This window comes from Oceanimonas marisflavi, from assembly GCF_003049725.1.
In the GTDB taxonomy this organism is placed as follows: Bacteria; Pseudomonadota; Gammaproteobacteria; order Enterobacterales; family Aeromonadaceae; genus Oceanimonas; species Oceanimonas marisflavi.
This window is the reverse complement of the sequence record NZ_QAGM01000006.1, coordinates 101704-126511: the sequence shown is the minus strand read 5'-3', so window position 1 is coordinate 126511 and position 24808 is coordinate 101704. Positions and strand designations below refer to the sequence as shown.

The 24808-nt window shown below is 61.5% G+C and carries 23 protein-coding genes and 1 tRNA gene; 15 read left to right on the top strand and 9 right to left on the bottom strand.

The annotated features are described in order from the left end of the window. Positions 1 to 19: 19 nt before the first annotated feature. Positions 20 to 94, bottom strand: a tRNA-Arg gene (locus tag DA373_RS05890). Positions 95 to 172: 78 nt separating this feature from the next. Next, positions 173 to 2473: an arginine/lysine/ornithine decarboxylase gene (locus tag DA373_RS05885; protein WP_198650245.1), complete on the bottom strand. Its 2301-nt coding sequence runs from the start codon at positions 2471 to 2473 to the stop codon at positions 173 to 175. A gap of 160 nt (positions 2474 to 2633) precedes the next feature. Here DA373_RS05885 and DA373_RS05880 point away from each other — a divergent pair, with 160 nt between their 5' ends. Beyond that, positions 2634 to 3233 (top strand): transglycosylase SLT domain-containing protein, encoded by a 600-nt coding sequence (locus tag DA373_RS05880; RefSeq protein ID WP_107851402.1) that lies wholly within the window; start codon positions 2634 to 2636, stop codon positions 3231 to 3233. 128 nt (positions 3234 to 3361) lie between these two features. Here DA373_RS05880 and DA373_RS05875 read toward each other — a convergent pair whose 3' ends face one another. The 6 genes from DA373_RS05875 to cysK form a co-directional block, all read right to left on the bottom strand. Continuing rightward, complete coding sequence (locus DA373_RS05875) at positions 3362 to 4717, bottom strand: D-serine ammonia-lyase (protein WP_107851401.1); 1356 nt, start codon at positions 4715 to 4717, stop codon at positions 3362 to 3364. Between the two features lie 103 nt (positions 4718 to 4820). After that, complete coding sequence (locus tag DA373_RS05870) at positions 4821 to 6155, bottom strand: alanine/glycine:cation symporter family protein (RefSeq protein ID WP_107851400.1); 1335 nt, start codon at positions 6153 to 6155, stop codon at positions 4821 to 4823. A 107-nt stretch (positions 6156 to 6262) separates the two neighbouring features. Continuing rightward, the gene (locus DA373_RS05865) at positions 6263 to 8254 is read right to left on the bottom strand and encodes a tRNA(Met) cytidine acetyltransferase TmcA (RefSeq protein WP_107851399.1); all 1992 of its coding nucleotides are present in this window, start codon (positions 8252 to 8254) and stop codon (positions 6263 to 6265) included. Then, positions 8247 to 8525, bottom strand: coding sequence for an HlyU family transcriptional regulator (locus DA373_RS05860; RefSeq protein WP_107851398.1), 279 nt, complete (start codon positions 8523 to 8525; stop codon positions 8247 to 8249). The genes DA373_RS05865 and DA373_RS05860 overlap by 8 nt, the downstream gene beginning before the upstream one ends. 4 nt (positions 8526 to 8529) lie before the next feature. Continuing rightward, complete coding sequence (gene crr, locus DA373_RS05855) at positions 8530 to 9039, bottom strand: PTS glucose transporter subunit IIA (RefSeq protein WP_107851397.1); 510 nt, start codon at positions 9037 to 9039, stop codon at positions 8530 to 8532. Between the two features lie 128 nt (positions 9040 to 9167). Further along, complete coding sequence (gene cysK / locus DA373_RS05850; RefSeq protein WP_107851396.1) at positions 9168 to 10136, bottom strand: cysteine synthase A; 969 nt, start codon at positions 10134 to 10136, stop codon at positions 9168 to 9170. Positions 10137 to 10434: 298 nt separating this feature from the next. Here cysK and DA373_RS05845 point away from each other — a divergent pair, with 298 nt between their 5' ends. Both DA373_RS05845 and DA373_RS05840 read left to right on the top strand, forming a co-directional pair. After that, positions 10435 to 11931: a L,D-transpeptidase family protein gene (locus DA373_RS05845; RefSeq protein WP_107851395.1), complete on the top strand. Its 1497-nt coding sequence runs from the start codon at positions 10435 to 10437 to the stop codon at positions 11929 to 11931. A gap of 143 nt (positions 11932 to 12074) precedes the next feature. Then, positions 12075 to 12620, top strand: coding sequence for a DUF882 domain-containing protein (locus tag DA373_RS05840; protein WP_107851394.1), 546 nt, complete (start codon positions 12075 to 12077; stop codon positions 12618 to 12620). Here the strand turns inward: DA373_RS05840 and cysZ are convergent. Continuing rightward, positions 12587 to 13348: a sulfate transporter CysZ gene (gene cysZ, locus DA373_RS05835; protein ID WP_107851393.1), complete on the bottom strand. Its 762-nt coding sequence runs from the start codon at positions 13346 to 13348 to the stop codon at positions 12587 to 12589. The genes DA373_RS05840 and cysZ overlap by 34 nt on opposite strands. Before the next feature lie 273 nt (positions 13349 to 13621). Between cysZ and zipA the strand changes: the two genes are divergently transcribed. The 12 genes from zipA to DA373_RS05775 all read left to right on the top strand — a co-directional run bounded on the left by zipA (position 13622) and on the right by DA373_RS05775 (position 24754). Beyond that, positions 13622 to 14635 carry a cell division protein ZipA gene (gene zipA, locus DA373_RS05830; RefSeq protein ID WP_232821204.1) on the top strand — a complete coding sequence of 338 codons (1014 nt, stop codon included), beginning with the start codon at positions 13622 to 13624 and terminating at the stop codon, positions 14633 to 14635. A 99-nt stretch (positions 14636 to 14734) separates the two neighbouring features. Next, on the top strand, positions 14735 to 16768 hold the full coding sequence (ligA, locus tag DA373_RS05825) for an NAD-dependent DNA ligase LigA (protein WP_107851392.1): 2034 nt from the start codon (positions 14735 to 14737) through the stop codon (positions 16766 to 16768). 124 nt (positions 16769 to 16892) lie between these two features. After that, complete coding sequence (ccmA, locus tag DA373_RS05820; RefSeq protein WP_107851391.1) at positions 16893 to 17525, top strand: cytochrome c biogenesis heme-transporting ATPase CcmA; 633 nt, start codon at positions 16893 to 16895, stop codon at positions 17523 to 17525. Continuing rightward, a complete protein-coding gene (gene ccmB / locus DA373_RS05815) occupies positions 17522 to 18190 on the top strand; it encodes a heme exporter protein CcmB (protein ID WP_107851390.1) in 669 nt (222 codons plus the stop codon). Before ccmA ends, ccmB begins: the two co-directional genes overlap by 4 nt. Positions 18191 to 18296: 106 nt before the next feature. Beyond that, positions 18297 to 19043, top strand: coding sequence for a heme ABC transporter permease (locus DA373_RS05810; protein WP_107851389.1), 747 nt, complete (start codon positions 18297 to 18299; stop codon positions 19041 to 19043). Continuing rightward, positions 19033 to 19239, top strand: coding sequence for a heme exporter protein CcmD (gene ccmD, locus DA373_RS05805; RefSeq protein WP_107851388.1), 207 nt, complete (start codon positions 19033 to 19035; stop codon positions 19237 to 19239). The genes DA373_RS05810 and ccmD overlap by 11 nt, the downstream gene beginning before the upstream one ends. Continuing rightward, positions 19236 to 19730, top strand: a complete 495-nt coding sequence (gene ccmE, locus DA373_RS05800) for a cytochrome c maturation protein CcmE (RefSeq protein WP_107851387.1) — start codon at positions 19236 to 19238, stop codon at positions 19728 to 19730. Before ccmD ends, ccmE begins: the two co-directional genes overlap by 4 nt. Beyond that, positions 19727 to 21679 carry a heme lyase CcmF/NrfE family subunit gene (locus DA373_RS05795; protein WP_107851386.1) on the top strand — a complete coding sequence of 651 codons (1953 nt, stop codon included), beginning with the start codon at positions 19727 to 19729 and terminating at the stop codon, positions 21677 to 21679. Before ccmE ends, DA373_RS05795 begins: the two co-directional genes overlap by 4 nt. Continuing rightward, on the top strand, positions 21676 to 22209 hold the full coding sequence (locus tag DA373_RS05790) for a DsbE family thiol:disulfide interchange protein (protein ID WP_107851385.1): 534 nt from the start codon (positions 21676 to 21678) through the stop codon (positions 22207 to 22209). Before DA373_RS05795 ends, DA373_RS05790 begins: the two co-directional genes overlap by 4 nt. A 3-nt stretch (positions 22210 to 22212) precedes the next feature. Beyond that, entirely contained in the window at positions 22213 to 22674 is a 462-nt protein-coding gene (locus tag DA373_RS05785) for a cytochrome c-type biogenesis protein (RefSeq protein WP_232821203.1), read from the top strand. 1 nt (position 22675) lies between these two features. Further along, positions 22676 to 23890, top strand: a complete 1215-nt coding sequence (gene ccmI, locus DA373_RS05780) for a c-type cytochrome biogenesis protein CcmI (protein WP_107851384.1) — start codon at positions 22676 to 22678, stop codon at positions 23888 to 23890. A 72-nt stretch (positions 23891 to 23962) separates the two neighbouring features. After that, on the top strand, positions 23963 to 24754 hold the full coding sequence (locus DA373_RS05775; protein WP_198650250.1) for an MlaA family lipoprotein: 792 nt from the start codon (positions 23963 to 23965) through the stop codon (positions 24752 to 24754). Positions 24755 to 24808 lie beyond the last annotated feature (54 nt).

Genomic DNA, 24808 nt, shown 5'->3' with positions numbered 1-24808 from the left:
CGGGCAGATAGCGACGGAATGGCGTCCCCGGCAGGAATCGAACCTGCATCTAACCCTTAGGAGGGGCTTGTTTTATCCATTAAACTACGGGGACGAGCCGGCACAATATTGCAAATTTCCCGTTGAGGCGCAATCTTGTGCCGAGCGTTTGCCGGTTAAGTAACCAGTTTCCTTATTCCGCCACGCAATCCACGAAATAGCGGGTTTCACCCTGCTGCTCTTCCGCCACCAGGCCGTGAATATAGGTTTCAAAGCCGGGGAAGCGCTGGTTAAAGGCGCGGGCAAAACGCAGGTAGCTGATGATGGTGTCGTTGAACACCTCACCGGGGATCAGCAGCGGAATGCCGGGGGGGTAGGGAGCCACCATCACCGCCGTGGTGCGGCCGGCCAGCTCGTCCAGCGGTACCCGCTCAATGTCCTTGTGGGCCATTTTGGCAAAGGCGTCCGCCGGTTTCATGGCCGGTACCAGATCCGACAGGTACATTTCCGTGGTCAGCCGGGCCACGTCGTTTTCCTTGTACACGGCGTGGATTTGGTCGCACAGATCCCGCAGACCCACCCGCTCGTACTGAGGCTGGCTCTGCACGAACTGGGGTAAAATCTTCCACAGCGGCACGTTATTGTCGTAATCGTCCTTGAACTGCTGCAGTTCGGTGACCATGGTGTTCCAGCGGCCCTTGGTGATGCCGATGGTGAACATGATAAAGAAGGAATAAAGCCCGGTTTTTTCGATGACGATGCCATGCTCGGCCAGGTACTTGGTCACCACCACCGCCGGAATGCCCGACTCGGCAAACTGGCCCTTCATGTTCAGACCGGGGGTGAGAATGGTGGCCTTGATCGGGTCGAGCAGGTTAAAGCCGGGCTCGATATCGCCAAAACCGTGCCAGCTGTCTTCCGAGCGCAGCATCCAGGCGTCTCGTTCATCCAGGCCGTGATCGGTAAGATCGTCCGGCCCCCACACCTTGAACCACCAGTCGATGCCGTATTCGTCGTCCACCTTGCGCATGGCCCGGCGAAATTCCAGCGCCTCGGCCAGGGACTCTTCCACCAGCGCGGTGCCGCCCGGCTCTTCCATCATGGCCGCCGCCACGTCACAGGACGCGATAATGGCGTATTGCGGGCTGGTGGAGGTGTGCATCAGGTAGGCTTCGTTGAACACATGGCGGTCGAGCCGGGTCTTTTCGCCGTCCTGGATCAGGATCTGGGATGCCTGGGACAGGCCCGCCAGCAGCTTGTGGGTGGACTGGGTGGCAAACACCATGGAGTCTTCACAGCGGGGCCGGCCTTCGCCAATGGCGTGATAATCGCCATAAAAGTCGTGAAAGGCGGCGTGGGGCAGCCAGGCCTCGTCAAAGTGCAGGGTTTCAATCTCGCCGTCGAGCAGCTCCTTGATCTCCTCCACGTTGTAGAGAATGCCGTCGTAGGTGGACTGGGTAATGGTCAGCACTCTGGGCTTGGCATCGGGGTTTTTGGCCAGAATTTCCCGACAGAAGGGGTTGGCTTCCATTTTCTGGCGAATGCGGGCGGGCTCGAATTCGCTGCGGGGAATGGGGCCGATAATGCCGTAGTGGTTGCGGGTGGGCATCAGGAACACGGGCACGGCACCGGTCATCATGATGGCGTGCAGAATCGACTTGTGGCAGTTGCGGTCCACTACCACGATATCGCCGGGGGCGACCGTGGAGTTCCATACGATCTTGTTGGAGGTGGAGGTGCCGTTGGTCACGAAAAAAAGGTGATCGGCGTTGAAAATGCGGGCGGCATTGCGCTCGGAGGCGGCCACCGGGCCGGTGTGATCCAGCAGCTGTCCCAGCTCGTCCACCGAGTTGCACACGTCGGCACGCAGCATGTTTTCACCAAAAAACTGGTGGAACATGCGTCCCACCGGCGATTTCAGAAAGGCCACGCCGCCGGAGTGCCCCGGACAGTGCCAGGAATAGGAGCCGTCCTGGGCGTAGTGGGTCAGGGCCCGGAAAAACGGCGGCGCCAGGGAGTCGAGGTAGCTTTTGGCTTCACGGATAATATGCCGGGCCACGAAGTCGGGCGTGTCCTCGTGCATGTGAATAAAGCCGTGCAGCTCGCGCAATATGGCGTTGGGAATATGCCGGGCGGTGCGGGTTTCGCCGTAAAGGTAAATGGGAATGTCCGGGTTGCGGTGGCGAATTTGCTCCACAAAGCCGCGCAGCTGCTCCAGCACCGAATGCGCTTCTTCCCGGCTGCCGGCCAGCTCCTCGTCGTCGATGGACAACACAAAACCGGCGGCCCGGCTCTGCTGCTGAGCGAATGAGGTCAGGTCGCCGTAGCTGGTGTAGCCCACCACGTCCATGCCGGCCTTTTCAATGGCCGAGGCCAGCTCGCGAATGCCGGAGCCGCTGGTGTTTTCGGAGCGAAAGTCTTCGTCGATGATAACGATGGGAAAGTAAAAGCGCATTAATGGTCCCTTGTTGCCTGAAGCGAGTGCCAGAATCATAGCCGATCCGCATTCTACTGCCTGACCAAAAGGCTGACAAAAGATAGTTATGCATTTTGGGTGATTAAATAATATTGGGTGAGGGGTGAGGGGTGAGGGGTGTGGAAAAGCAACGGCGTCGCAGGCACTATTTGAGACTGACTTAAAACAGGACACACTTATGCCTGAATCTCTGAAGTTTGCCACTCTGGCCCTGGCGGCGGTGCTGCTGGCCGGCTGCGCCACCGCACCACCCAGGAACCCCGCCAACCTTTGCGCCATTTTTGAGCAATATCCCGACTGGCACGAGGCGGCCGAAGACACCCGGCAAAAATGGGGGGCGCCTGTGCATGTGACCATGGCGATGATGTTTCAGGAAAGCAGCTTTATCCACGATGCCCGGCCGCCCATGCGCTGGTTTCTGTTTATACCCTATGGCCGGGCGTCCAGCGCCTATGGCTATGCTCAGGCCAAGGATGGAACCTGGGCCGACTATCGGCGCGAGACCGGCAGCGGCTGGGCCGACCGGGACGACTTTGATGACGCCATGGACTTTATGGGCTGGTACATGAGCAAGACCAGCTGGCTGAACGGCGTATCGAAGTGGGACGCCTACGGCCAGTACCTCAACTACCACGAAGGCTGGACCGGCTACCGGCGCGGCAGCCACCTGCGCAAACGCTGGCTGCTGGGGGTATCACGCAAGGTGGAAAGCCGCGCCAAGCGCTATGCGGAGCAATACTGGGCGTGTAAAGACGAGCTGAACAGCGGCTGGTTCTGACGACCCCTTCGGGGAGCTGTCAGAGCGTAGGTTGCGAATGAGCGCAGCGAATTCCAACACGCAGGCGGCTGTGAAATGTTGGGATTCGCTCCGCTCATCACAACCTACTCTAACTTACAGCTGACCGCTTACGGCTTACAGCTTGTGTTCAGGTATTTGGCCATTTCCTCTTCGGGCACCATGCCGCCGCCGGTGGCCCAGACCAGATGATGGGCCCGGGCCAGCCGCGCCGGGGTCAGCCCCATGCGCTCCCGGTAGCCCTGTTCCTCACCTTCTACCCGCCAGGGGCCGGGCATGCCGGCCAGGGCCGAGGGCTCGAGATAAATGTTTTCCTGCTTTGCCAGCAGGCTGAGCAGGCTCATCATCTCTTCATCGGGCAGGGTGTAAAAGCCGTCAAGCAGCGGCGCCATCACCCGGCCCACAAAGCCCGACGGCCGGCCTACCGCCAGACCGTCGGCGGCAGTACAGTTGTCGATGCCCAGGTCCTGCACCGAAATGGCGTCGTGCAGGCCGGTATAGACGCCTAGCAGCATGCAGGGCGAATGGGTGGGCTCGGCAAACACGCAGTGCACCGCATCCCCAAAGGCCAGCTTCAGGCCAAAGGCCACACCGCCGGGGCCGCCGCCCACGCCGCAGGGCAGGTAAACAAACAGCGGGTGCTCACGGTCTACCCGAATGCTCTGTTGTTCCAGCTGGGCCTTGAGCCGCAGACCGGCCACGGCGTAACCCAGAAACAGCTGCACCGAGTTCTCGTCATCCACAAAATGGCAGTAGGGATCGTTCAGGGCCTCGGCCCGGCCTTCGGCGACCGCTACCGAGTAGTCGCTCTGATATTCCACCACGGTGACGCCGTGACTGCGCAGCAGGGCTTTTTTCCATTCCCGGGCGTCTGCCGACATGTGCACGCTGACCTTGAAGCCCAGCCTGGCGCTGATAATGCCGATGGACAGCCCCAGGTTGCCGGTGGATCCCACGGCCACGGAATAACGGCCGAAGAAGTTGCGGAATTCGTCGCTGTCGAGCCGGGCGTAATCGTCGGTCAGGTGCAGCAGGCCGGCCTTGAGCGCCAGCTTTTCGGCATGATGCAGCACCTCGTAGATGCCGCCCCGGGCCTTGATGGAGCCCGACACCGGCAGCAGATCGTCGCGCTTCAGCAGCAGGGTGCCGGCAAGCTTGCTGTTCAGGCGCTCATTCAGGGCCTGCTGCATGGCGGGAATGGCCTGCAGCGGTGACTCCAGAATGCCGTTAAGTGCCCGCGTGTCGGGAAACACGGCGCGAAAATACGAGGCAAAGCGGCCCAGGCGGGCGGCGGCATCGGCCACGTCGTCGGCGGTCAGCGCCACGCCGGTCAGCGCCCGCTCCAGTGGCTGGCGCTCCGGATTGAACCAGCTGACCGGCTCCAGCGCCATCAGCGGGTGAAGCAGCGGATGAGTGCGGCTGAGTTCGTTGATGGCGCTTCGGGAGTAATGAGGATGTGAATGCATTGAAACCGTGTCCTGAAAACATGCTGGCGCCAGTATACCAAAACAAACGCCGCGGTTTAGCGCGGCGTTTTATCCCTAATCCCCAGTCCCTAATCCCTGATTTTTATTTCTGCCGGGCAAAATACTCCCTGGTCAGGCGGAACACCACCGGGCTCAGCAGCGCCAGGGCAATCAGGTTGGGAATGGCCATCATGGCGTTCATGGTATCGGCCATCAGCCAGATAAACTCCAGCGACTGGGTGGCGCCAATGGGCAGGGCCAGCACCCAGGCAATGCGGAAGGGCACAATGGCCTTGACCCCAAACAGGAACTGCACACACTTCTCGCCGTAGAAACTCCAGCCCAGAATGGTGGTAAAGGCGAAGATGGCCAGCGCCACCGAGACAATGTATTCACCGCCGGGAATCGCCAGGGAGAAGGCCAGGGTGGTAAGCGAGGCACCGGCTTCACCGCTGGTCCAGCTGCCGGTGACGATAATGGCCAGACCGGTCACCGAGCACACGATAATGGTGTCGATAAAGGTGCCGAGCATGGCGATCAGACCCTGGCGTACCGGGTTGTCGGTCTTGGCGGCGGCGTGGGCAATGGGGGCACTGCCCAGGCCGGCCTCGTTCGAGAATACGCCCCGGGCCACACCAAAGCGGATGGCGGCCCACACCGCGGCGCCGGCAAAGCCACCCTGGGCGGCAATGGGGGTAAAGGCGTGTTCGATGATCAGGCCAAAGGCGGCGGGAATGGCACCGATATTCACGACCAGCACCGCGATGCCGGCGGCAAAGTAGGAGACTGTCATCAGCGGCACCAGCTTGCCCGCCACTTCCGAAATCCAGCGAATACCGCCGATCAGCACCAGACCTACCAGCACCATCAGCACAATGCCGGTCATGGTGTGGGAAATGCCAAAGGACGCATCCAGGGCGTCGGCCACCGAGTTGGCCTGCACGGTATTACCGATGCCAAAGCCGGCAATGCCGCCGAAGATGGCAAAGGCCACCCCCAGCCAGGCCCACTTTGAGCCAAGTCCGTTGCGGATGTAATACATGGGGCCGCCCACATGGTTGCCCAGCTTGTCGGTTTCCCGGTATTTCACCGCGCACACCGCCTCGGCGTATTTGGTGGCCATGCCCACCAGGGCGGTCATCCACATCCAGAACAGGGCGCCGGGGCCGCCAAAGAAGATGGCGGTGGCCACACCGGCGATGTTGCCGGTACCAATGGTGGCCGACAGGGCCGTCATCAGGGCGTTAAAGGGGGAAATTTCCCCGTCGCCGGCTTCGGTCTTGCTGAACAGCAGCTTGAAACCGGTGCCCAGCTTGCGGATGGGCATCAGGCCCAGGCCCAGCTGCAGGTACAGGCCAAGGCCGAGAATACCCACCAGCATGGGCACGCCCCATACCACGCCGTTAATTGAGGTAAGCAGTGAGGTGATCCATTCCATCGGTGTCACTCCTGAATGAAAAAGTAAGAATGCCGTTAGCGGGCAGGTCAGTAACAGCCTAGCCCCATTCGGAGCAATAGCATAATGGCTTTGTGTTTCAACTGGAACTAAAAGAAGGTGCGCATCAGGTGACGCAGTGTAGAGATCACATGCTTTTGTCCGGCGTAGCCCAGTTGCCGGGCCAGCAGGGCCGGTTCGGCGCCGGGCTGCAGGGCCGCCTGCAGCAATGTTTGCTGTGCCGGCGTCAGCGGGCGTGCCGGTCTGTGGCCTGCAACAAAACGGCGCAGGGCCGGCCTGTCTGCGTACAGATCCCGGTGATAAAAGGCAAAGTCATGGGCCCGCTGTTTATCCAGCCGTTCATCTGGCCGGGGCGGCAGTAAAAGGCCTGCCGGTGCCTGGCGACCCTCGCCGGTCAGATCGGCGCTGAACAGCCCTTGCCACAGGGGCAGAATATGCCGGGCCCGGTCTGATGCCGGCCACAGCATCATGGCTGCATGCAGGCCACTGACGCTGTCGGTCGCCTGGCCCATGCGCACCAGTTGAAAGCCGTTGCGTTGCCAGAAGGCCAGCAGCTCGGGGCTGGCCCCAAAGCTGGTGCCGATAAAGTCGGTATTGAGCTGTTGCTTGAGCCAGTCCAGCAACTGCGAGCCCATGCCGGCCTGCTGGCAGTGCGGATGCACCACAATGCGCATGATGCGTGCATAACCAAAGCCGCAGGCCCCGGCCAGGCCACCGTGAAAGGCCAGTGACTGGGGCAGCAGATGCCCCCGTGGCCGGCGTTCGCCGCGCCAGATATCGGTGGCCAGTGTTTTATCCAGCTCGCCTTCCCGCTGCAGCAGGGCGGCCGCCACCGGCACACCTTGCTGAAAGGCCACCGCCAGTGACCCACCGGGGGCGTCCAGCAACTGGCGCAGATCGCTGGGCCGGGTCTGATAGTGGGCCAGGGTGAGCAGGCCAAAGACCTGTTGCAGCAGGGCATCCTCGGCCAGCAGGCGCGGGCGGTCTATCCATTCCAGACGCAACTCGCCCTGGCCGGGGGGAGAAGGCGGATCTGCGTTGAGGGCCAGCAAGCGGAACAACAGCGGCTCCAGCGGATCTGTTTCACTCCAGCGGGCCGGGGTGCCGATATGTACTCTGCGCCAGCCGGGATAAAGCCCGTCCAGAGCGGGCTGAAACTTGAGCGCAAAGCCGAGACCCGTGCCCTCGTAGCCGTGCTCGGTGCTGGCGAACAGGCAGCAGTAATGGCGGGCCAGCGCCAGCAGCATGGGCACCGGCAGGGCGGCGGCCTCATCCACCAGCACCATATCGGCCTCGGGCCGCCCGGCCAGCAGGGCGTCGGGAGCCATAAACTCAAGGGGACGGTCACAATGGGCAAGGGCCTTGGCGGCCGCTCCCGGGCTGGGCGCGGTGAGCAGCACCCGCTTGCCGGCACGCAGCAGCCGGGCCGCCGCCAGCCCCAGCAGACTGGACTTGCCCCGGCCCCGGTCGGCGGTGAGCACCACGGGAGAGCGGCGGCGGGCACCGCGCAGCAACAGCGCCAGGGCATGGCGTTGCTGCGGGTTAAGACAGCCGCGGGTATCGGCACGCAAATGCCATTTTGGGCCGTCACACTCCGGCAGTGGCGGAACATCCCGGCCCTGCTGCCATAGCAGCACGTTCGGATCGGCTCTCAGCAGTGATACCACCCGCGTAATAAACGCGCTGGAGAGACCCTCTGCCTGCTCGGGCAGAGCCACATAGCGGCGCAGATCCGGATCCGCAAAGCCCGGCCAGTCGTGCAGGGAAGGGCACAGCAGCACCAGCATGCCGCCGGCGGACAGGGTGCCTCCCGCGGCACCCAGGGCATCCGGGTGCAGACCGCTGAAGGCATTGAATATCAGATGGGAATATTCCCGCCCCAGGGCGGTGTGAAACTTGCCAGGGGGAACCTGAGGCTGCCCGGCAGGGGCCTCGCCCAGCCAGAGCACGGGGTCGGAAGAAAAGGCGGCGAGCAGGGTGTGGGCCTGAGCGATGGCCCAGTCCTGTTCGCCGCTCAGCACCAGCAGCCGGCGTTCGCCAAGCCGCTGTAATTGCCGGCAAAAGCCGGGCCAGTCAGTCAAACAGGCGCTCACCGTTTTCGTCAATCAGGCGCCGGGCCTTGGTCACCATCAGCTCGGCGGCCTGCTCGGCGCCGGGCAGCAGATCGGCTCTTATCAGCCGGTATTCCCGTTGCTCGCCGTCCTTGTGTTGCACAATACGACCCTGCAGCCGGTACTGACCGCCCTCGGCGCCCGGCTCGGGAATAATGGTAAAGCCCTTGTATTCCACCGGTTCAAAGTGGGCCTGGGCAGGCGCCGGCGAAGCAAACCGTTTTTTGAGCCAGCCAAACATGGCGTTATTTCCTGACCCGCAGGATCACGCTTTCACCCTCGTTGACGATGCCGTCAAGTTTATTCAGCTCCTTGACCTCGTCCATATTGGAGATGACCACAGGGGTGAGGGTGGATTTGGCCTTTTGCTCCAGCAGCGCCAGGTCTACTTCCAGCACGGTATCGCCCTGTTTCACCTGCTGGCCTTCCTGAGCGACACGGGTAAAGCCTTCGCCCTTGAGTTCTACCGTGTCGATGCCGAAATGCACGAACAGCTCAAGACCGGAGTCGGATTCAATGGAAAAGGCGTGGTTGGTTTCAAAAATCTTGCCAATGGTACCGTCACAGGGGGCCACCATTTTGTTGCCGCTGGGCCTGATGGCGATGCCGTCACCCACGATTTTTTCGGCAAACACCACATCCGGCACTTCCTCAAGAGGCACGATCTCACCGGCAATAGGGGCGAACACCTCGATGAGGTTGGCATCGCTGGAATCATCAGACACCATTTTTTTCAGTTTATCGAACAGACCCATCGTCTCAGCTCCTGAAGGATTCAGTTGATGATGATAGCACGGCCTTAAAGCAGGTAAACAGCCGTTGGGAAGGGGGAAAATACCACCATCAAAAAAGGCGCCTTGCGGCGCCTTTCGAGAACTGCGAATTACTGCTGCAGTTCCTGCTCGGTGAAGATGCCCTGGAACAGGGCGGTGCTCAGGTAACGCTCACCGGAGCTGGGCAGAATGACGACGATGTTCTTGTCGGCGAACTCGGGCAGTGCGGCAATGCGGTTGGCGGCCACCACGGCGGCGCCGGAGCTGATGCCGGCCAGAATGCCTTCGTCCTTCATCAGGCGGCGGGCCATGTCGATGGCGTCTTCGCTGCTGATCTGCTCAACCCGGTCAATCAGGGACAGATCAAGGTTGCCGGGAATAAAGCCGGCGCCAATACCCTGAATCTTGTGGGGGCCGGGCTTGATTTCCTCGCCGGCCAGGGCCTGGGTGATTACCGGGGATTCCACCGGCTCAACGGCAACCGTGGTAATGGCCTTGCCCTTGGTGTTCTTGATATAGCGGGACACGCCGGTCAGGGTGCCGCCGGTGCCCACACCGGCCACGAACACGTCCACTTCGCCGTCGGTGTCTTCCCAGATCTCGGGACCTGTGGTCTTTTCGTGGATTTCCGGGTTGGCCGGGTTGTTGAACTGCTGCAGCAGCACGTATTTTTCCGGATGGGATTCTTTCAGCTCCATGGCCTTTTCAATGGCGCCCTTCATGCCCTTGGCGCCGTCGGTCAGCACCAGGTTGGCGCCCAGAGCCTTGAGCAGCTGGCGACGTTCCAGACTCATGGTGTTGGGCATGGTCAGGGTAATGGCATAACCGCGGGACGCCGCCACAAAGGCCAGGGCGATGCCGGTGTTGCCGCTGGTGGGCTCAATCAGTTCCTTGCCGGCGACCAGCTCACCGCGCTTTTCCGCGTCCCAGATCATGTTGGCGCCGATGCGGCATTTTACGCTGAAGCTGGGGTTGCGGCTTTCCACCTTGGCAAACACGCGGCCCTGACTGACCCGGTTCAGCCTGACCAGAGGTGTGCGGCCAATGGTGAGGGAGTTGTCTTCAAAAATCTTGCTCATTGTGGCTGTCCCTGATGTAAATAAACATGAATAAGAAGGAATACAGTGTCAGCTTAATCCTTCCGGCAGGAATTAGAAGTGACGATTTGTTATAACAATATGTTATTAAATGATAAAATCATATTCCTGCTTTTTGCTTTTATTCTTGCCGGGTGAGGGGCTGTGGCCGCGCTCACTTTTTTCTGTTTTTGGTAGCTGTGAGTGTTTTTGAACGGCGCCTTGTCTTAAAGTCATGATAAGGGACGGAATGATCGCCGTGCCCGGTCCTGATCCATAACGGCATACCGGAATCTTGCTGATGAACAAAACCCTTGTCTTAAGCTGGCTGTGCGGCCTGTGTCTGCTCAGCTTTGCCGCTGCCGGCGCTTCCTGGCAGGAAGAGCCTGAGGCTCGCCTGCAGCTGCACCAGCTGGGGCTGGAGCTGGCGCTGGCCGATGTGCACCCGGAGCTGACGGAGCTGTGGCAACGGGCGGTGTCGGCGGATACCGCCTCAGAGGCGGCAGACGATCGTCTCTGGCTGGGGCTGGCTGCCTTCTGGCGTCAGTGGGCGACCCTGGGTTTTGAAGAGCGCCAGTACCTGCGTACCAACACGCTGGCGCTGGTACCCAGCGAAGAGGAGGTCGCGCAGCTGAGTGCGGCCGCTGCCGCCGAGGGCAGCCGGCGGGCGCTGGTCAGGGCGATGGCTCCCGGTTATAACGATTATCATGCTCTCAAAAGCCAGCTGGCCCGGCTGCTGGCCATGGCCGATGAACCCTGGCCCGTCATCAGTGGCGCCATCCTGCGGCCGGGTGATCGAAGCGAAGCGGTATTGCGGCTGCGCCAGCGGCTGCAACGGCTGGGTGATCTGCCCGCCGGCGCCGCGGTTGCCGATCCTGCCCTGTTTGATCAGACGCTGGCCGCCGCAGTGGCCGGCTTTCAGCATCGTCACGGGCTGACGGTGGATGGCGTGGTCGGCCCTCATACTTATACCTGGCTCGACACCTCTCCCCGGCAGCGGGCCCAGCTGTTAATGCGCAGCATGCTGCGCACTCTGATCGGCGACAGCCTGCCGGCGTCCTATTTGCTGGTCAACATTCCCGAATACCGGCTGCGGCTGTACCAGAACCGGGCCATGGTACTGGAAAGCGATGTGATCGTGGGCCGTGACAGCCGCAAAACTCCCATCATGCACAGTGCCATAACCAATGTGGTGGTGAACCCGCCCTGGAACGTACCCCGCTCCATTATCAAAAAAGACATAGTGCCCCGTCTGTACCGGGATCCGGGCTATATCGCCCGCGAGGGATTTGAGGTGATCGACTACCATGGCCGAAGAGTACCCACCGAGCAGTGGCAGTATGTACTTTACATGGAAAACCGCTTCCCGTTTCGTCTGCGGCAAAAGCCCGGCAGCCGCAATGCCCTGGGAGCCTGGAAGTTTCATCTGCCCAATAACGAGGCCATTTACCTGCACGACACGCCCTCCCGTGGCCTGTTTACCCGGGACAGCCGGGCGCTCAGCTCCGGTTGTGTGCGGGTAGAGCAGGCCGAGCAGCTGGCGTTGTGGTTGCTGAGTGCAAACTGGAGCCCGGAGCGCCTTGCTGAACTCAAGTCGAGCCGGCGTACACGCTGGATTCCGGTGAGCGAGCCGCTGCCGGTGTTTATGGTGTACTGGCGAGGCTGGCTGGCAGACGATGGCCTGCCCCGGTTCAGGGATGATATCTACGACTTCGACCAGGGGCTGGCCGATCCTTTCAGGGGGCGCGATCGACAAAATCGAATGAGTCCTAATGATCTGGTATTCATCCCCTTATAACCAATGGTTGTTGATCTGCCGCATCATTCCGGGTTAGCTTTCGCTCACATTTTGTCTTTTGCCGGGCCGGCCAGCGAAGAAAATGCCTCTGTATTTTCTTCACTGCCGACCCGGCTTTGTTTGTGCGTTATAGGGGAGGTTGTATGCTGACACGCCATGTGGATCGTCGTCGTTTTTTGCTGGGAATGGGAGGGCTGAGTGCCGCTGCTCTGGTAGCCAGGCCGGCCGAAGCCAGTTTGTCGGCACCGGTGCGCAAGCTCAGTCTGCATAATCTGCACACCGGAGAAAAGGTCAGCGCCAGCTTCTGGGAAGAAGGCCAGTACATTGACGACGGTCTGGCGTCGTTCAACCGGGTGATGCGTGACTTTCGCAGCAATGAAGTACACGATATCGATCCCAAGCTGTTCGATCAGCTGTTTTTGCTGCAGCACCGTCTGGGCAAGCAGGGCGAAATTCAGATTATCTCCGGCTACCGCTCACCGGCTACCAACGCCATGCTGCGCCGCACCAGCTCGGGCGTGGCGAAAAAAAGCTACCACATGAAAGGTCAGGCCATCGATCTGCGCATGCCCGGCGTGGAGCTGTCACAGCTGCGCCAGGCCGCCCGCAAGCTGGCGGTGGGTGGCGTGGGCTATTATCCCAGCTCCAATTTCGTTCACCTCGACACCGGTCCGGTGCGCAGCTGGTAAAAGTGGTCCACCCACAGGGCGGTGGCACCGCACACCGCCACCGGCATCACCAGCAAATTGACAAAGGGCAGGCTTGAACACAGAGTCACGCTGGCGCCAAACCCCCAGGTGAGCCGGCGTTTGCTGCCCAGCTCCCGCTGCATCAGGTCAAAGTCGATCTTGTGATTGTCGAACGGATAATCGCAATACTGAATGGCCATCATCCAGGCACTGAAGGCAAACCAGATCAGGGGCGCCAGGGTCTGGCCCGCCACCGGCACCAGAAACAGCAGCAGACAGCCCAGCGCCCGGGGCAGGTAATAGGCCATTTTGCGCCATTCCCGGGCCAGCATGCGGGGCGTGTCCTTTATCAGATCCAGCCAGCCGCTGTCGGGCACCGGAGTGCCGGTGAGCTTGAGCTCCACCCGCTCCGCCAGCAGGCCGTTAAAGGGGGCCGCCAGCATGTTGGCGAAACCGGTAAACACAAAGGAAAACCCCACCACTATGGTGAGCATCGCCAGCGGCCACAGCAGGTAGCCCAGCCAGTGCAGGTAGTCGGGGGTCTGGACTGCCAGCCAGGCAAACAGGGCCTCTAGCTGAGTGTAGAGATAATAAAAAGCCCCCCCGAACAGCAGCAGGTTGACCAGCAGCGGAATAACGACAAAAGGACGCAGGTCGCGCTCACCGATAAGAGACAGTCCCTTGATCAGATATTGCGGTCCGCTGGCACTGTGGTAACTGGCAGACATAGGTTCCCCCTTTGAAATGAGCCGCACATTTTAAAGAAGCGTCCGCCATACCGCTACCGCTGCGCGAAACCGGCTGTCGCAGCCCATTTTTCCCTTCACGGCGGGACGGGAACGGGAAAAGGTCATGATTTTGTGGAATGAGGACGGGCCAGGCTCTTGTCAAACCGGAGTGGTAAACATACCCTTATCGCATATTTGGGTGACAGTCTGTATGCCCTGTGGATTGCGCCGGCGCCAGCGGCTCTGCCGGCAAACAAAAACAGAGAAACGATAATGCAGGACTTGCGAATTATCTTGATTATTCTGGGCGCCATGGCCATTGCCGCCCTGCTGATCCATGGATTGTGGACCAGCAAGAAGGAACGCCAGCCTTCCATGCGCAATAAACCCATGGGCAAGGTGGCTTCAGAGCCGGCCGTGAATGATGATTTTGATCAGGACGGTATTGGCCGGGTGCGGGTGGTGAACGGTCACAAGGCCGGTGCATCCGCCAGCGAGAAACCGGAGCGGCGTGAAGAGCCCCATTTTTCCGCTCTGGATGACGATGATGATGCCGAGCCTGACGTCACGCCGGTGCGGCAGACTGCCAAACCGGCGGCCGGGCGATCTGCGCCTGCCGTACAGGAGCAGGAAGAGGAATTCGATCCCCTGTTTGATGAACCTGTCCGCCCGGCGGCACAAAGCGCCAGGCCAGCTGCCGCAGAAAGCCCCGAACGGCACCATGTTGCGCCCGAGCCGGTTCAGGCCCCCGCTGAGCCGGTGGCAGGCCCGGATACCGAAGAGCCGGTAGCCGAACCGGCCGCTGTCGCCGCTGCAGAGCCGGCACCGGCCAGGCCCGAAGCGCCCCTGCGCGAGGTGCCGCGCACCTGGCAGGATGTGTACGTGGTCAACCTGATGGCACGCCCCAACCAGCAAATTGACGGCGCCGCCCTGATGCGTGCGCTCACCAGCAACGGCTTTCACTTTGGTGACATGGACATTTTCCATCATCACCAGACGCCGGGCGGGCAGGGCAGCGTGCTGTTCAGTTTGATCAACATGGTCAAGCCTGGCACCTTCAACCCCAAAGCCATGAGCAACTTCAGCACGCCGGGCGTGTCCATCTTTATGCAGTTGCCGCGCCCGGGCATGGCCAAGAATCAGTTCAACCTGATGGTGCAGACGGCCGAAAACCTGGCGGAAGAGCTGGATGCGCTGCTGTTTGACGGCGCGCGCTCGCCGCTCAGTCCCGACTACCTGGCCCACTGTCGCGGGCAGTTACGCGACTACGACAGCCAGGCCGAGTAACCTCATAAACAAGGGTCCAGTTCGCTGGACCTTTTGTAGCTGCCGCTTTAGCCGGCAGGGCCTGCTCAGCAGGCCTTTAATTTTTTAAGTGAATTTCAAATGAACGACGCCCACGCCCGCCTTCTCGCCCTGCGCGACCAGCTCGAAACCTGGAATTATCAGTACTATGTGGAAGACGCACCCAGTGTGCCCGATGCGGAATACGACCGCTGCATGCGCGAGCTGATCGCCCTTGAGCAACAGCATCCCGAGTGGCTGGACCCGGCTTCACCCAGCCAGCGGGTAGGGGGGGCGCCCGTGTCGGCCTTTCCCGAAGTACAGCATGCCCTGCCCATGCTTTCCCTGGACAATGTGTTCAGCGAAGACGAACTGGCCGCCTTTGAAAAGCGCATTCTCGATCGTCTGGGCCGCAGTGAACCGCTGGCATTTTGCTGCGAGCCCAAGCTTGACGGCCTGGCGGTCAGCCTGGTGTATGAGCAGGGCCGGCTGGTGCAGGCCGCCACCCGGGGCGACGGCGCCACCGGCGAGGGCATTACCGAAAATGTTCGCACCATTCGTGCGGTACCCCTTGCCCTGCGGGGCGAAGGCTGGCCCGAGCGGCTGGAAGTGCGCGGCGAAGTCTATATGCCCAGGGCCGGTTTTGAGCAAATGAACGAGCGGGCCCGGGCCGAAGGCGGCAAGGTGTTTGCCAACCCGCGCAATGCCGCCGCCGGCAGCCTGCGTCAGCTCGACTCGAAAATTACCGCCAGCCGGCCGCTGGCCTTTTACTGCTATGGCACCGGCCTGGTGGAAGGCGAGCCCCTGGGTGAATGCCACTATGACATTCTGCAGACCCTCAAGGGCTGGGGTCTGCCGGTCAGTCCGGAGATCCGGCGGGTCAGCGGCCGTGAAGGCTGCCAGCAATACCACGACGATATTCTGGCCCGCCGTGATCAGCTGCCCTACGAGATCGACGGCGTGGTCTACAAGGTGGACGAGCTGGCGCTGCAAAGCCGGCTGGGCTTTGTGGCCCGGGCGCCGCGCTGGGCCACTGCTCACAAGTTTCCCGCTCAGGAAGAGCTGACCGAACTGCAGAACGTGGAGTTTCAGGTGGGGCGCACCGGCGCCATTACCCCGGTGGCCAAGCTCAGGCCGGTGGCGGTGGCGGGGGTAACCGTGTCCAACGCCACCCTGCACAACGCCGACGAAATCGCCCGCCTGGGCGTGATGGTGGGCGATACCGTGATCGTGCGCCGGGCCGGGGATGTTATTCCCCAGGTGGTAGGCGTGGTGCCGGAACGCCGGCCGGCGGAGGCGCGGGAAGTGATATTCCCCGAACGCTGTCCGGTGTGCGACTCCGATATTGAGCGCATCGAGGGCGAGGCCGTGGCCCGCTGCACCGGCGGCCTGATCTGCGCCGCCCAGCGCAAGGAGGCCCTGCGTCATTTCGCTTCACGCAAGGCGCTGGATATTGAAGGCCTGGGCACCAAACTGGTGGAGCAGCTGGTCGACAACGAGCTGGTGAAAACCCCGGCGGATCTGTTTCACCTCGACCAGGCCACCCTGACGGGGCTGGAGCGCATGGGCGAAAAGTCGGCGGCCAAGCTGCTGGCGGCCTTTGACAAGGCCCGCCACACCACGCTGCCGCGTTTTTTGTATGCCCTGGGCATTCGCGAAGTGGGCGAGGCCACCGCCAACAACCTGGCGCGGCATTTTCTTGAGCTGGAAGCGGTTATCAACGCCGAGGTGGAAAAGCTGGTGGAGGTACCGGATGTGGGCGAGATCGTGGCCAAGCACATCTACTACTTTTTCCGTCAGCCCCACAACCGGGAAGTGGTGGAGGCCCTGATCACCCCCCGGGAGCAGGGGGGCTGCGGTCTCACCTGGCCGGCGATGGAAGCGCCCAGGGCCGATGCCCAGCCCCTGGCGGGCCAGACCTTTGTGCTGACGGGAACCTTGAGCCGCCTGTCCCGTACCGAGGCCAAGGCCGCGTTGCAGGAGCTGGGCGCCAAGGTGGCCGGCTCGGTGTCTGCCAAAACCAGCGTGCTGGTGGCCGGTGAAGCCGCCGGCTCCAAACTGGCCAGGGCTCAGGAGCTGGGGATTAGCATTCTGGACGAAGACGGCCTGCTTGAACTGCTGGGGCGTGAGGGATAAGACACCGAAACTTGTTCTGGCGCAATAAACTCCTGCTAATTCAGGTTCATGGTCTGAAGCGAGGAGTCTGCCAGCGCGGCTTGTGCTAGACTGGCGCCCATTTTGAACGGTCTTGATCTTACCTATGCTTGAAGCCAACGCCCTGACCTGCGTTCGTGAAGAACGCACCCTGTTCAGTGAGCTGTCGCTCCGTGTCTCGCCCGGCGAGCTGGTGCAGATTGCCGGCCCCAACGGGGCCGGTAAAACCAGCCTGCTGCGGCTGCTGGCGGGTTTGTCCCGGCCTTACGGTGGCGAGGTGCACTGGCAGGGAGAAAACATAGAGCACTGCCGCGACGGTTATCATCAGGAGCTGTTCTACCTGGGGCATCAGGCCGGCATCAAGCACGAGCTGACCGCCTATGAAAACCTGGCCTTCTTTCGCCGCATGCACCATCAGGGCAGCGACGCCAATCTGTGGGAAGTACTGGCTCAGGTGGGCCTGGCGGGGCTGGAAGATCAGTATGCCGGCCAGCTCTCCGCCGGTCAGAAGCGGCGGGTGGCGCTGGCCCGGCTGTGGCTGGGCGGGCCAAAACTGTGGATCCTCGACGAGCCCTTTACCGCCATCGACAAGCACGGTGTCAAGGTGCTGGAGCGGCTGTTTCTCGAGCATACCGATGCCGGTGGCATGGTGCTGATCACCACTCATCAGGATCTCAACCTGTGCGCCGACCGGGCGCGCATTCTTCATCTTGCTCCGCCCCGGGAGGACGCCCAATGATGCATGCCTTTACCGGCGTGGTTCGCCGGGAGCTGGTCAGCGCCCTGCGCCGGCGCGCCGATATTCTTAACCCGCTGTGGTTTTTCGTGATCGTCATTACCCTGTTTCCGCTGGGGGTGGGGCCGGAGCCGGCGCTGCTGGCGCGCATTGCCCCCGGCATTGTGTGGGTGGCGGCGCTGCTGGCATCGCTGCTGGCGCTGGAGCGGCTGTTCCGGGACGATTTTATTGACGGCACTCTGGAACAAATGATGCTGATGCCCTGTCCTTTGGGGGTAGTGGTGCTGGCCAAGGTGCTGGCCCACTGGCTGTTGACCGGGTTGCCGCTGTTGCTGCTGTCACCCCTGGTGGCGGTGCTGCTGAGCATGGACATGAACGGCTTTGCCGGCATGTTCTGGACCCTGCTGCTGGGCACCCCCATTCTCAGCCTGCTGGGGGCGATCGGCGTAGCGCTGACCGTGGGCATCGGCAAGGGGGGCGTGCTGCTCAGCCTGCTGACCCTGCCGTTGTACATTCCGGTGCTGATCTTTGCCACCTCGGCCATCGAGACCGCCGGCCTGGGGCTGCCCTACAGCGGTCAGCTGGCCATTCTGGGCGCCATGCTGGCGGGCAGTGTGACCCTGGCGCCCTTTGCCATTGCGGCGGCATTGCGGGTGAGTGTGAACTAGCGCCGTGTGAAACTGCCCAAAGTGGCAAAGATTTTTAAAGGGGGCGGATTTGGGGTATCTTAACTCCGCCCGAAAATGCGTAGTATACAAAAGGTCTTTGAGCAAGATGTGGAAATGGTTACACCCTTACGCCAGGTCGGAAGAAGCCTACCGAATTGCCGGCCTGTGGCTGCCCTGGTTTGCCGTGTTCAGCGCGGTTTCCTTTGTAACAGGACTGGCCTGGGGGCTGGCGTTTGCGCCCGCCGACTATCAGCAGGGTGACGCCTTTCGCATCATCTATATTCATGTGCCTGCGGCCATCATGTCGATGGGGGCCTACTCCTCCATGGCCATCGCCGCCTTTATCGGCCTGGTGTGGCAGATCAAAACCGCCGACATGGCGGTGTCGGCCATTGCCCCGGTGGGCGCGGTATTTACCTTTATCGCCCTGTTTACCGGCGCCGCCTGGGGCAAGCCCATGTGGGGCACCTGGTGGGTATGGGATGCCCGCCTGACTTCGGAGCTTATTCTGCTGTTCCTTTATCTTGGCGTTATCGCCCTCTATAACGCCATTTCCGACAAGGTGCTGGCGGGCCGCGCCGCCGGCATTCTGGCGCTGGTGGGAGTGATCAACCTGCCCATCATTCACTATTCGGTAGAGTGGTGGAACACCCTGCATCAGGGCGCCACCATCACTAAGTTTGCCAAGCCGTCCATTTCCAACGACATGCTCTGGCCGCTGCTGATCATGATTTTTGCCTTTATCTGCTTTTTGGGTGCGGTCACCCTGATGCGGCTGCGCAATGAGCTGATCCGGCGCGAGTCCCATCGTCCCTGGGTGCTTAAGATGGCGGAGAAACAGAATGAAATTTGATAGCTGGTCTGACTTTCTGGCCATGGGTGGTTATGGCTTTTATGTCTGGCTGTCCTTTGCCGTGACCCTGCTGGCCCTGCTCGGGCTGGTGGTGGCCACCATAACAACAAAAAAACGCTTGCTGCGCGAGGTTAGCCAAAAACAGGCCCGGGCCGCCCGACGCGAGGCTGCCCGCAAGTTGGAGAATACGTTATGAACCCCAGACGTAAAAAGCGAATGACCCTGTTGCTGGCCGTGGTGGCCGGGCTGTCGGTGATGACCGGGCTGGTGCTCTATGCGCTGCAGCAGAATATCGACCTCTTCTATACCCCCACCGAGCTGGTGCAGGGCAAGGGCGAGGATCATCTCAAGCCGGAAGTAGGCCAGCGCCTGCGCATCGGTGGCCTGGTGGTGCCGGGCTCTGTGTCCCGGGATCAGCAGAGCCTGAAGGTGAGCTTCGGTCTGGTGGATGCCGGCGGTGAGCAGGTGACGGTACGGTTTGACGGCATTCTGCCCGATCTGTTCCGGGAAGGGCAGGGCATAGTGGCCCAGGGGACCCTGGCGGATGCCCGCACCATAGACGCCTTTGAGGTACTGGCCAAGCACGACGAAGAATACATGCCACCGGAGGTGGCGGAAGCGCTCAAGGGAATGGAGCACTTTAAACCCGAATACACGGAGGCACAGCTGAAGGGCAGCAACCTATGATCCCCGAGCTTGGTCAATTCACCCTGGTGCTGGCGCTGGCCAGTGCCCTGGTGCTGAGCATTTATCCGCTGCTGGGAGCGACCCGCGGCAATACGTCCATGATGCTGCTGGCCCGGCCCCTGGCCTATGCCCAGTTCGGCTTTCTGTTCATTTCCTTTCTGTGTCTGACCTGGGCCTTTGTGGAGCACGACTTTACCGTGCTCTATGTGGCGTCCAACTCCAACAGCCTGCTGCCCCTGGCCTATCGTATTTCGGCGGTATGGGGCGCCCACGAAGGCTCACTGCTGCTGTGGGTGCTGATCCTGGCCGGCTGGACCGCCGCCGTGGCCCGCTTCAGCCGGGCGCTGCCGCTGGATGCGGTGGCCCGGGTACTGAGTGTGATGGGCATGATCGCCATCGGCTTTTTGCTGTTTGTGCTGTTTACCTCCAACCCCTTTGAGCGCACCCTGCCGTATTTTCCGGTGGACGGCCGGGATCTGAACCCGCTGCTGCAGGATCCGGGGCTGATTTTCCACCCGCCCATGCTCTATATGGGCTATGTGGGCTTTTCGGTGGCCTTTGCCTTTGCCATCGCCTCGCTGATGACCGGCAAGCTGGACGCTGCCTGGGCCCGCTGGTCCCGGCCCTGGACCATGGCCGCCTGGATCTTCCTCACCCTGGGTATCGCCCTGGGCTCCTGGTGGGCCTATTACGAGCTGGGCTGGGGCGGCTGGTGGTTCTGGGACCCGGTGGAAAACGCTTCCTTTATGCCCTGGCTGGCGGGCACGGCGCTGATCCACTCCCTGGCGGTGACCGAAAAGCGGGCCAGCTTCAAGGCCTGGACCGTGTTGCTGGCGATACTGGCGTTCTCCCTGAGCCTGCTGGGTACCTTCCTGGTACGCTCCGGGGTACTGGTGTCGGTACACGCCTTTGCCTCCGATCCCACCCGGGGTCTGTTTGTGCTGATCTTCCTGTTGCTGGTGGTGGGCTCATCCCTGCTGCTGTATGCCATCAAGGGCGCCGAGGTGCGCAGCCACGGCAAGCATGAGCTGGCCAGCCGGGAAAGCCTGCTGCTGGGCAACAATATCGTGCTGATGGCCGGCCTGGTGGTGGTGCTGATCGGCACCCTGCTGCCGCTGGTACACAAGGAGCTGGGACTGGGCAGCATCAGCATAGGTGCCCCCTTCTTCAACAGCCTGTATGCCTGGCTGATCATTCCCTTTGCCCTGCTGCTGGGCGCCGGGCCGCTGTTCCGCTGGCGCCGGCAGCCGATGAAGGAAGTGAACGGCAAGCTGCTGCTGGCGCTGGTGCTGAGTATTGCCCTGGGCATTGGCCTGCCGGTGCTGTTTTCCGATCACTTCGAGCCCTGGGCGGCCGTAGGCATAGGTCTGGGTGTGTTTATCGCCATTACCAGCCTGCAGGAAACCTGGACCCGGGCCACCCATCGCCACGCCTTTATGACCGGGGTGCGCAAGCTGGGCAACAGCCACTGGGCCATGATTCTTGGGCACATTGGTCTGGCGGTGACCATCATCGGTGTGAGCTGCACCCAGCTCTACAGCATTGAGCGGGACGTGCGCATGAGCAAGGGCGACACCGTGACCTTTGCCGATTACACCTTTACCTTTGACGGCATTCGCGAGGCCGACGGCCCCAACTATGACGGTTTTAAAGGGGTGATCAGTGTGGCCAAAAACGGCCGGCCGCTGACCGAGCTCAGGGCCGAGAAACGCATGTATCTGGTGCAGCGCATGTCCATGACCGAGGCCGCCATCGACGCCGGCTTCACCCGGGATCTCTACGCTGCTCTGGGTGAAGAGCTGGACGACGGCGCCTGGGCGGTCCGGCTGTACTACAAGCCCTTTGTACGCTGGATCTGGTTTGGCGCCCTGCTGATGGGTATCGGTGGTGTCATTGCCATTGCCGACAAGCGTTACCGTTTTGGCCGCAAGCAACAGGAGGCTCAATGAACCGCCGTATTCTGATCCTGTCCATTCCGCTGGTGCTGTTTCTGGCGGCCAGTGTATTTCTGTACAAGGGGTTGTTTTCCGACCCCACCAAACTGGAGTCGGTGCTGATCGATCAGCCCATCCCCGAGTTCACCCTGCAGGATCTGCACGACCCGGGCAAGCAGCACGACAAGGCCATTTTTACCGGCCAGCCCATGCTGCTGAACGTGTGGGCCACCTGGTGTCCCACCTGCTATGCCGAGCATGAATACCTCAACGAGCTGAAAGCCAAAGAGGGTGTTTACATTATCGGCATGAACTACAAGGACGAGCGGGACAAGGCGCTGCGCTGGCTCAGCAACCTGGGCAACCCCTATGCCATCGATCTCTACGATCCCCGTGGCATGCTGGGACTGGATCTGGGCGTGTACGGCGCGCCCGAGACCTTTCTTATCGACAGCCAGGGGGTTATTCGCTACCGCCATGTGGGGGATGTGAATGCTCAGGTGTGGGAGCAGACCCTCAAACCCATTTTCGAGCAAATGGAGTAAGTCATGCTGCGCGTGCTGATGCTGGCCACCCTGTTGTGGCTTCCCCTGGCCCAGGCGGCCATCGATGTATACGAATTTGACGACCCAAAGCAGGAAGAAGTGTTCCGCGAGCTGCTGCGGGAGCTGCGCTGCCCCAAGTGTCAGAACCAGGATATTGCCGACTCCAATGCGGAGCTGGCAAAAGACCTGCGGGAAAAGACCTATCAAATGCTGCAAGCTGGCAGCAGCAAGAGCGAGGTGGTCGACTATATGGTGGCCCGCTACGGCAACTTTATTCTCTACAAGCCGCCCGTTATGGCCTCAACCCTGATCCTCTGGGCCGGCCCGGTGCTGGTGCTGGTGATCGGCGTCATTGTGGTGCTGGTGCGTACCCGCAAAAAACCGGTGGCAACCGCCGGTGAGGCCCTCAGCGACGAGGAAAAACAACGCCTCAATCGCCTGCTGAACAAGAACAAAGAGAGCTGAAATGACCCTATTCTGGATCCTTTGTGCCGCCCTGGTGGCGCTGCTGGCACTGATCATTATTCTGCCCCTGACCCGTGGTCGGGCCGAGTCGAGCCAAAGCCGTAACGAACTCAACACCCGGCTTTATCGCCAGCGTCTGAAAGAGCTGGAGCAGGACAGCGAACAGGGCCTGCTGGAAGACGACGAGGTGCTGCAGCAGGAGCTGCAGAAAAGCCTGCTGGATGACGTGGTCAGCGACGAGCCCGTTGCCCGTCGTGGCCGCAGCCCGCTGGTGCTGATCTCGGCGCTGGCGTTGATTGTGGTGGTGAGTTTTGGCGTTTACTGGCAGCTGGGCGCTCACCGCCAGGTGGCCGAATGGCAGCGGGTGGCGGCCGAGCTGCCCGAGCTGTCCCGTCATGTGCTTATTCAGCCCGACGAAACCGTGACCGATCAGGACGTGCGCGAGCTGATGCTGGCACTGCGTACCCGGCTGCATCAGGACGGCGACGACTACCGGGGCTGGCTGTTGCTGGGCCGGCTGGCGCTGGAGCTGCGTGACGGCGAAACCGCCCGGGATGCGCTGGAAAAGGCGATGAAGCTGACCGACGAGCCCGATACGGTACGGGTGCCCTACGCCGAAGCCCTGGCCATGACCGGCGAAAGCCTGCGCGCCGAGCAGCTGGTGCGGGATGTGCTGACCCGCCAGCCGGGCAACCTGGAAGCCTGGTCGGTATTTGCCTTTATGGCGCTGCAGCAAAATGATTTCAGCCTGGCCATTGCCCGCTGGCAGCAAATGCTGGAGATCATGCCCACCGACAATCCGCGCTATGCCATGGTGCAGCGCTCCATTGCCTTTGCCGAGCAGCAGCTGTCCGGCAGCGAGCAGGCGCCGGTCACCGGCCCCCGTTATCAGGTGGAGATCAATGCCGCCAGCTCGGTGCCTTATCACCCGGGCGCCGTGCTGTTTGTGTTTGCCGTGGATGCCAACGGTGGTGACATGCCGCTGGTGGCCCGGCGCATCGAGCAGCCGGCCTTTCCCATGACCATCACCCTGACCAACGCCGATGCCATGGTGCCCGACAACAACCTCAGCAGCCGTGACGCGGTGATCATCAAGGCGCGCATCGCCCCGAGCGGCAATGTCGGCGACGCCACCGATGCCTGGGAAGGCCGCAGTGGAGTGCTGACTACCGACGAGGATCGCCAGCTGAGTGTGCTGATCGACACACCTCTGTAAATTACGGCTGGCCGCCATGGACAGCGGCCAGTACACTTGGATTTTTAATAACAAAAAGCAGAACAACTGATGATGTGGCATCGAGTGCTGATGCCCGTAGCCGGTGTGGTGTTGACCGGCTGCGCGGCACACCAGGGAGTGGAGCAGGAACGGGTCAGCGATCCCTTTTCACCCGTGGTACCGGCGGACTACGCCCAGTCCACCGCGGCGGACCCCCGTGACCCGTTTGAGCCGGTCAACCGGGTCAGCTGGGTGATCAATTACGATGTGGTGGATCCCTACGTGGTGCGCCCGGCGGCTCATGCCTATGCCGACTATGTGCCCCGCCCGGTGCGGGTGGGCATTCAGAATGTGGTGCTCAACCTGGAAGAGCCGGCCAGCTTCGTTAACCACCTGGTCACCGGAGACATTCCCGGTGCCGGTACCAACCTGGTGCGTTTTGGCGTCAACAGCACGGTCGGCGTGCTGGGTTACTTTGACGTGGCCCGCCGCATGTCGTTCGAGCCCAAATCCAAGGACTTCAGCCAGGTGCTGGGGCAGATGGGGGTGGGCGACGGCCCGTTCCTGATGATCCCCTTGATGGGCCCCACCACCCTGCGCCAGCTCTCCGGCGACATGGTGGACAGCCTGTATTTTCCCTACGATGTGATGACCTTTGCCATGCGCACCGGCAAGTGGGTGATGGACGGTCTCTATCAGCGCAGCGAGCTGATCGACCGGGAAGCCATTATCGACAACTCCCTCGACCCTTACGGCCTGACCAAGGATCTGTATCTGCAGTATCAGGACACCAAGATCGGCAAGGAATTCGAGCCCGCCTCGGAAGAGGAGCTCGACGCCTTTATGGACGAAATAGACGGATGATTTCCGTGAGGAGTGAAGGGTGAGGGGAGAGGATACCCCCTAACACCTCACCCC

Coding starts and splice junctions, on each gene's coding strand:
- DA373_RS05885 (WP_198650245.1), bottom strand. CDS start 2,473: ATGATTCTGGCACTCGCTTCAGGCAACAAGGGACCATTAATGCGCTTT.
- DA373_RS05880 (WP_107851402.1), top strand. CDS start 2,634: ATGCCTGAATCTCTGAAGTTTGCCACTCTGGCCCTGGCGGCGGTGCTG.
- DA373_RS05875 (WP_107851401.1), bottom strand. CDS start 4,717: ATGCATTCACATCCTCATTACTCCCGAAGCGCCATCAACGAACTCAGC.
- DA373_RS05870 (WP_107851400.1), bottom strand. CDS start 6,155: ATGGAATGGATCACCTCACTGCTTACCTCAATTAACGGCGTGGTATGG.
- DA373_RS05860 (WP_107851398.1), bottom strand. CDS start 8,525: ATGTTTGGCTGGCTCAAAAAACGGTTTGCTTCGCCGGCGCCTGCCCAG.
- crr (WP_107851397.1), bottom strand. CDS start 9,039: ATGGGTCTGTTCGATAAACTGAAAAAAATGGTGTCTGATGATTCCAGC.
- cysK (WP_107851396.1), bottom strand. CDS start 10,136: ATGAGCAAGATTTTTGAAGACAACTCCCTCACCATTGGCCGCACACCT.
- DA373_RS05845 (WP_107851395.1), top strand. CDS start 10,435: ATGAACAAAACCCTTGTCTTAAGCTGGCTGTGCGGCCTGTGTCTGCTC.
- DA373_RS05840 (WP_107851394.1), top strand. CDS start 12,075: ATGCTGACACGCCATGTGGATCGTCGTCGTTTTTTGCTGGGAATGGGA.
- cysZ (WP_107851393.1), bottom strand. CDS start 13,348: ATGTCTGCCAGTTACCACAGTGCCAGCGGACCGCAATATCTGATCAAG.
- zipA (WP_232821204.1), top strand. CDS start 13,622: ATGCAGGACTTGCGAATTATCTTGATTATTCTGGGCGCCATGGCCATT.
- ligA (WP_107851392.1), top strand. CDS start 14,735: ATGAACGACGCCCACGCCCGCCTTCTCGCCCTGCGCGACCAGCTCGAA.
- ccmA (WP_107851391.1), top strand. CDS start 16,893: ATGCTTGAAGCCAACGCCCTGACCTGCGTTCGTGAAGAACGCACCCTG.
- ccmB (WP_107851390.1), top strand. CDS start 17,522: ATGATGCATGCCTTTACCGGCGTGGTTCGCCGGGAGCTGGTCAGCGCC.
- DA373_RS05810 (WP_107851389.1), top strand. CDS start 18,297: ATGTGGAAATGGTTACACCCTTACGCCAGGTCGGAAGAAGCCTACCGA.
- ccmD (WP_107851388.1), top strand. CDS start 19,033: ATGAAATTTGATAGCTGGTCTGACTTTCTGGCCATGGGTGGTTATGGC.
- ccmE (WP_107851387.1), top strand. CDS start 19,236: ATGAACCCCAGACGTAAAAAGCGAATGACCCTGTTGCTGGCCGTGGTG.
- DA373_RS05795 (WP_107851386.1), top strand. CDS start 19,727: ATGATCCCCGAGCTTGGTCAATTCACCCTGGTGCTGGCGCTGGCCAGT.
- DA373_RS05790 (WP_107851385.1), top strand. CDS start 21,676: ATGAACCGCCGTATTCTGATCCTGTCCATTCCGCTGGTGCTGTTTCTG.
- DA373_RS05785 (WP_232821203.1), top strand. CDS start 22,213: ATGCTGCGCGTGCTGATGCTGGCCACCCTGTTGTGGCTTCCCCTGGCC.
- ccmI (WP_107851384.1), top strand. CDS start 22,676: ATGACCCTATTCTGGATCCTTTGTGCCGCCCTGGTGGCGCTGCTGGCA.
- DA373_RS05775 (WP_198650250.1), top strand. CDS start 23,963: ATGTGGCATCGAGTGCTGATGCCCGTAGCCGGTGTGGTGTTGACCGGC.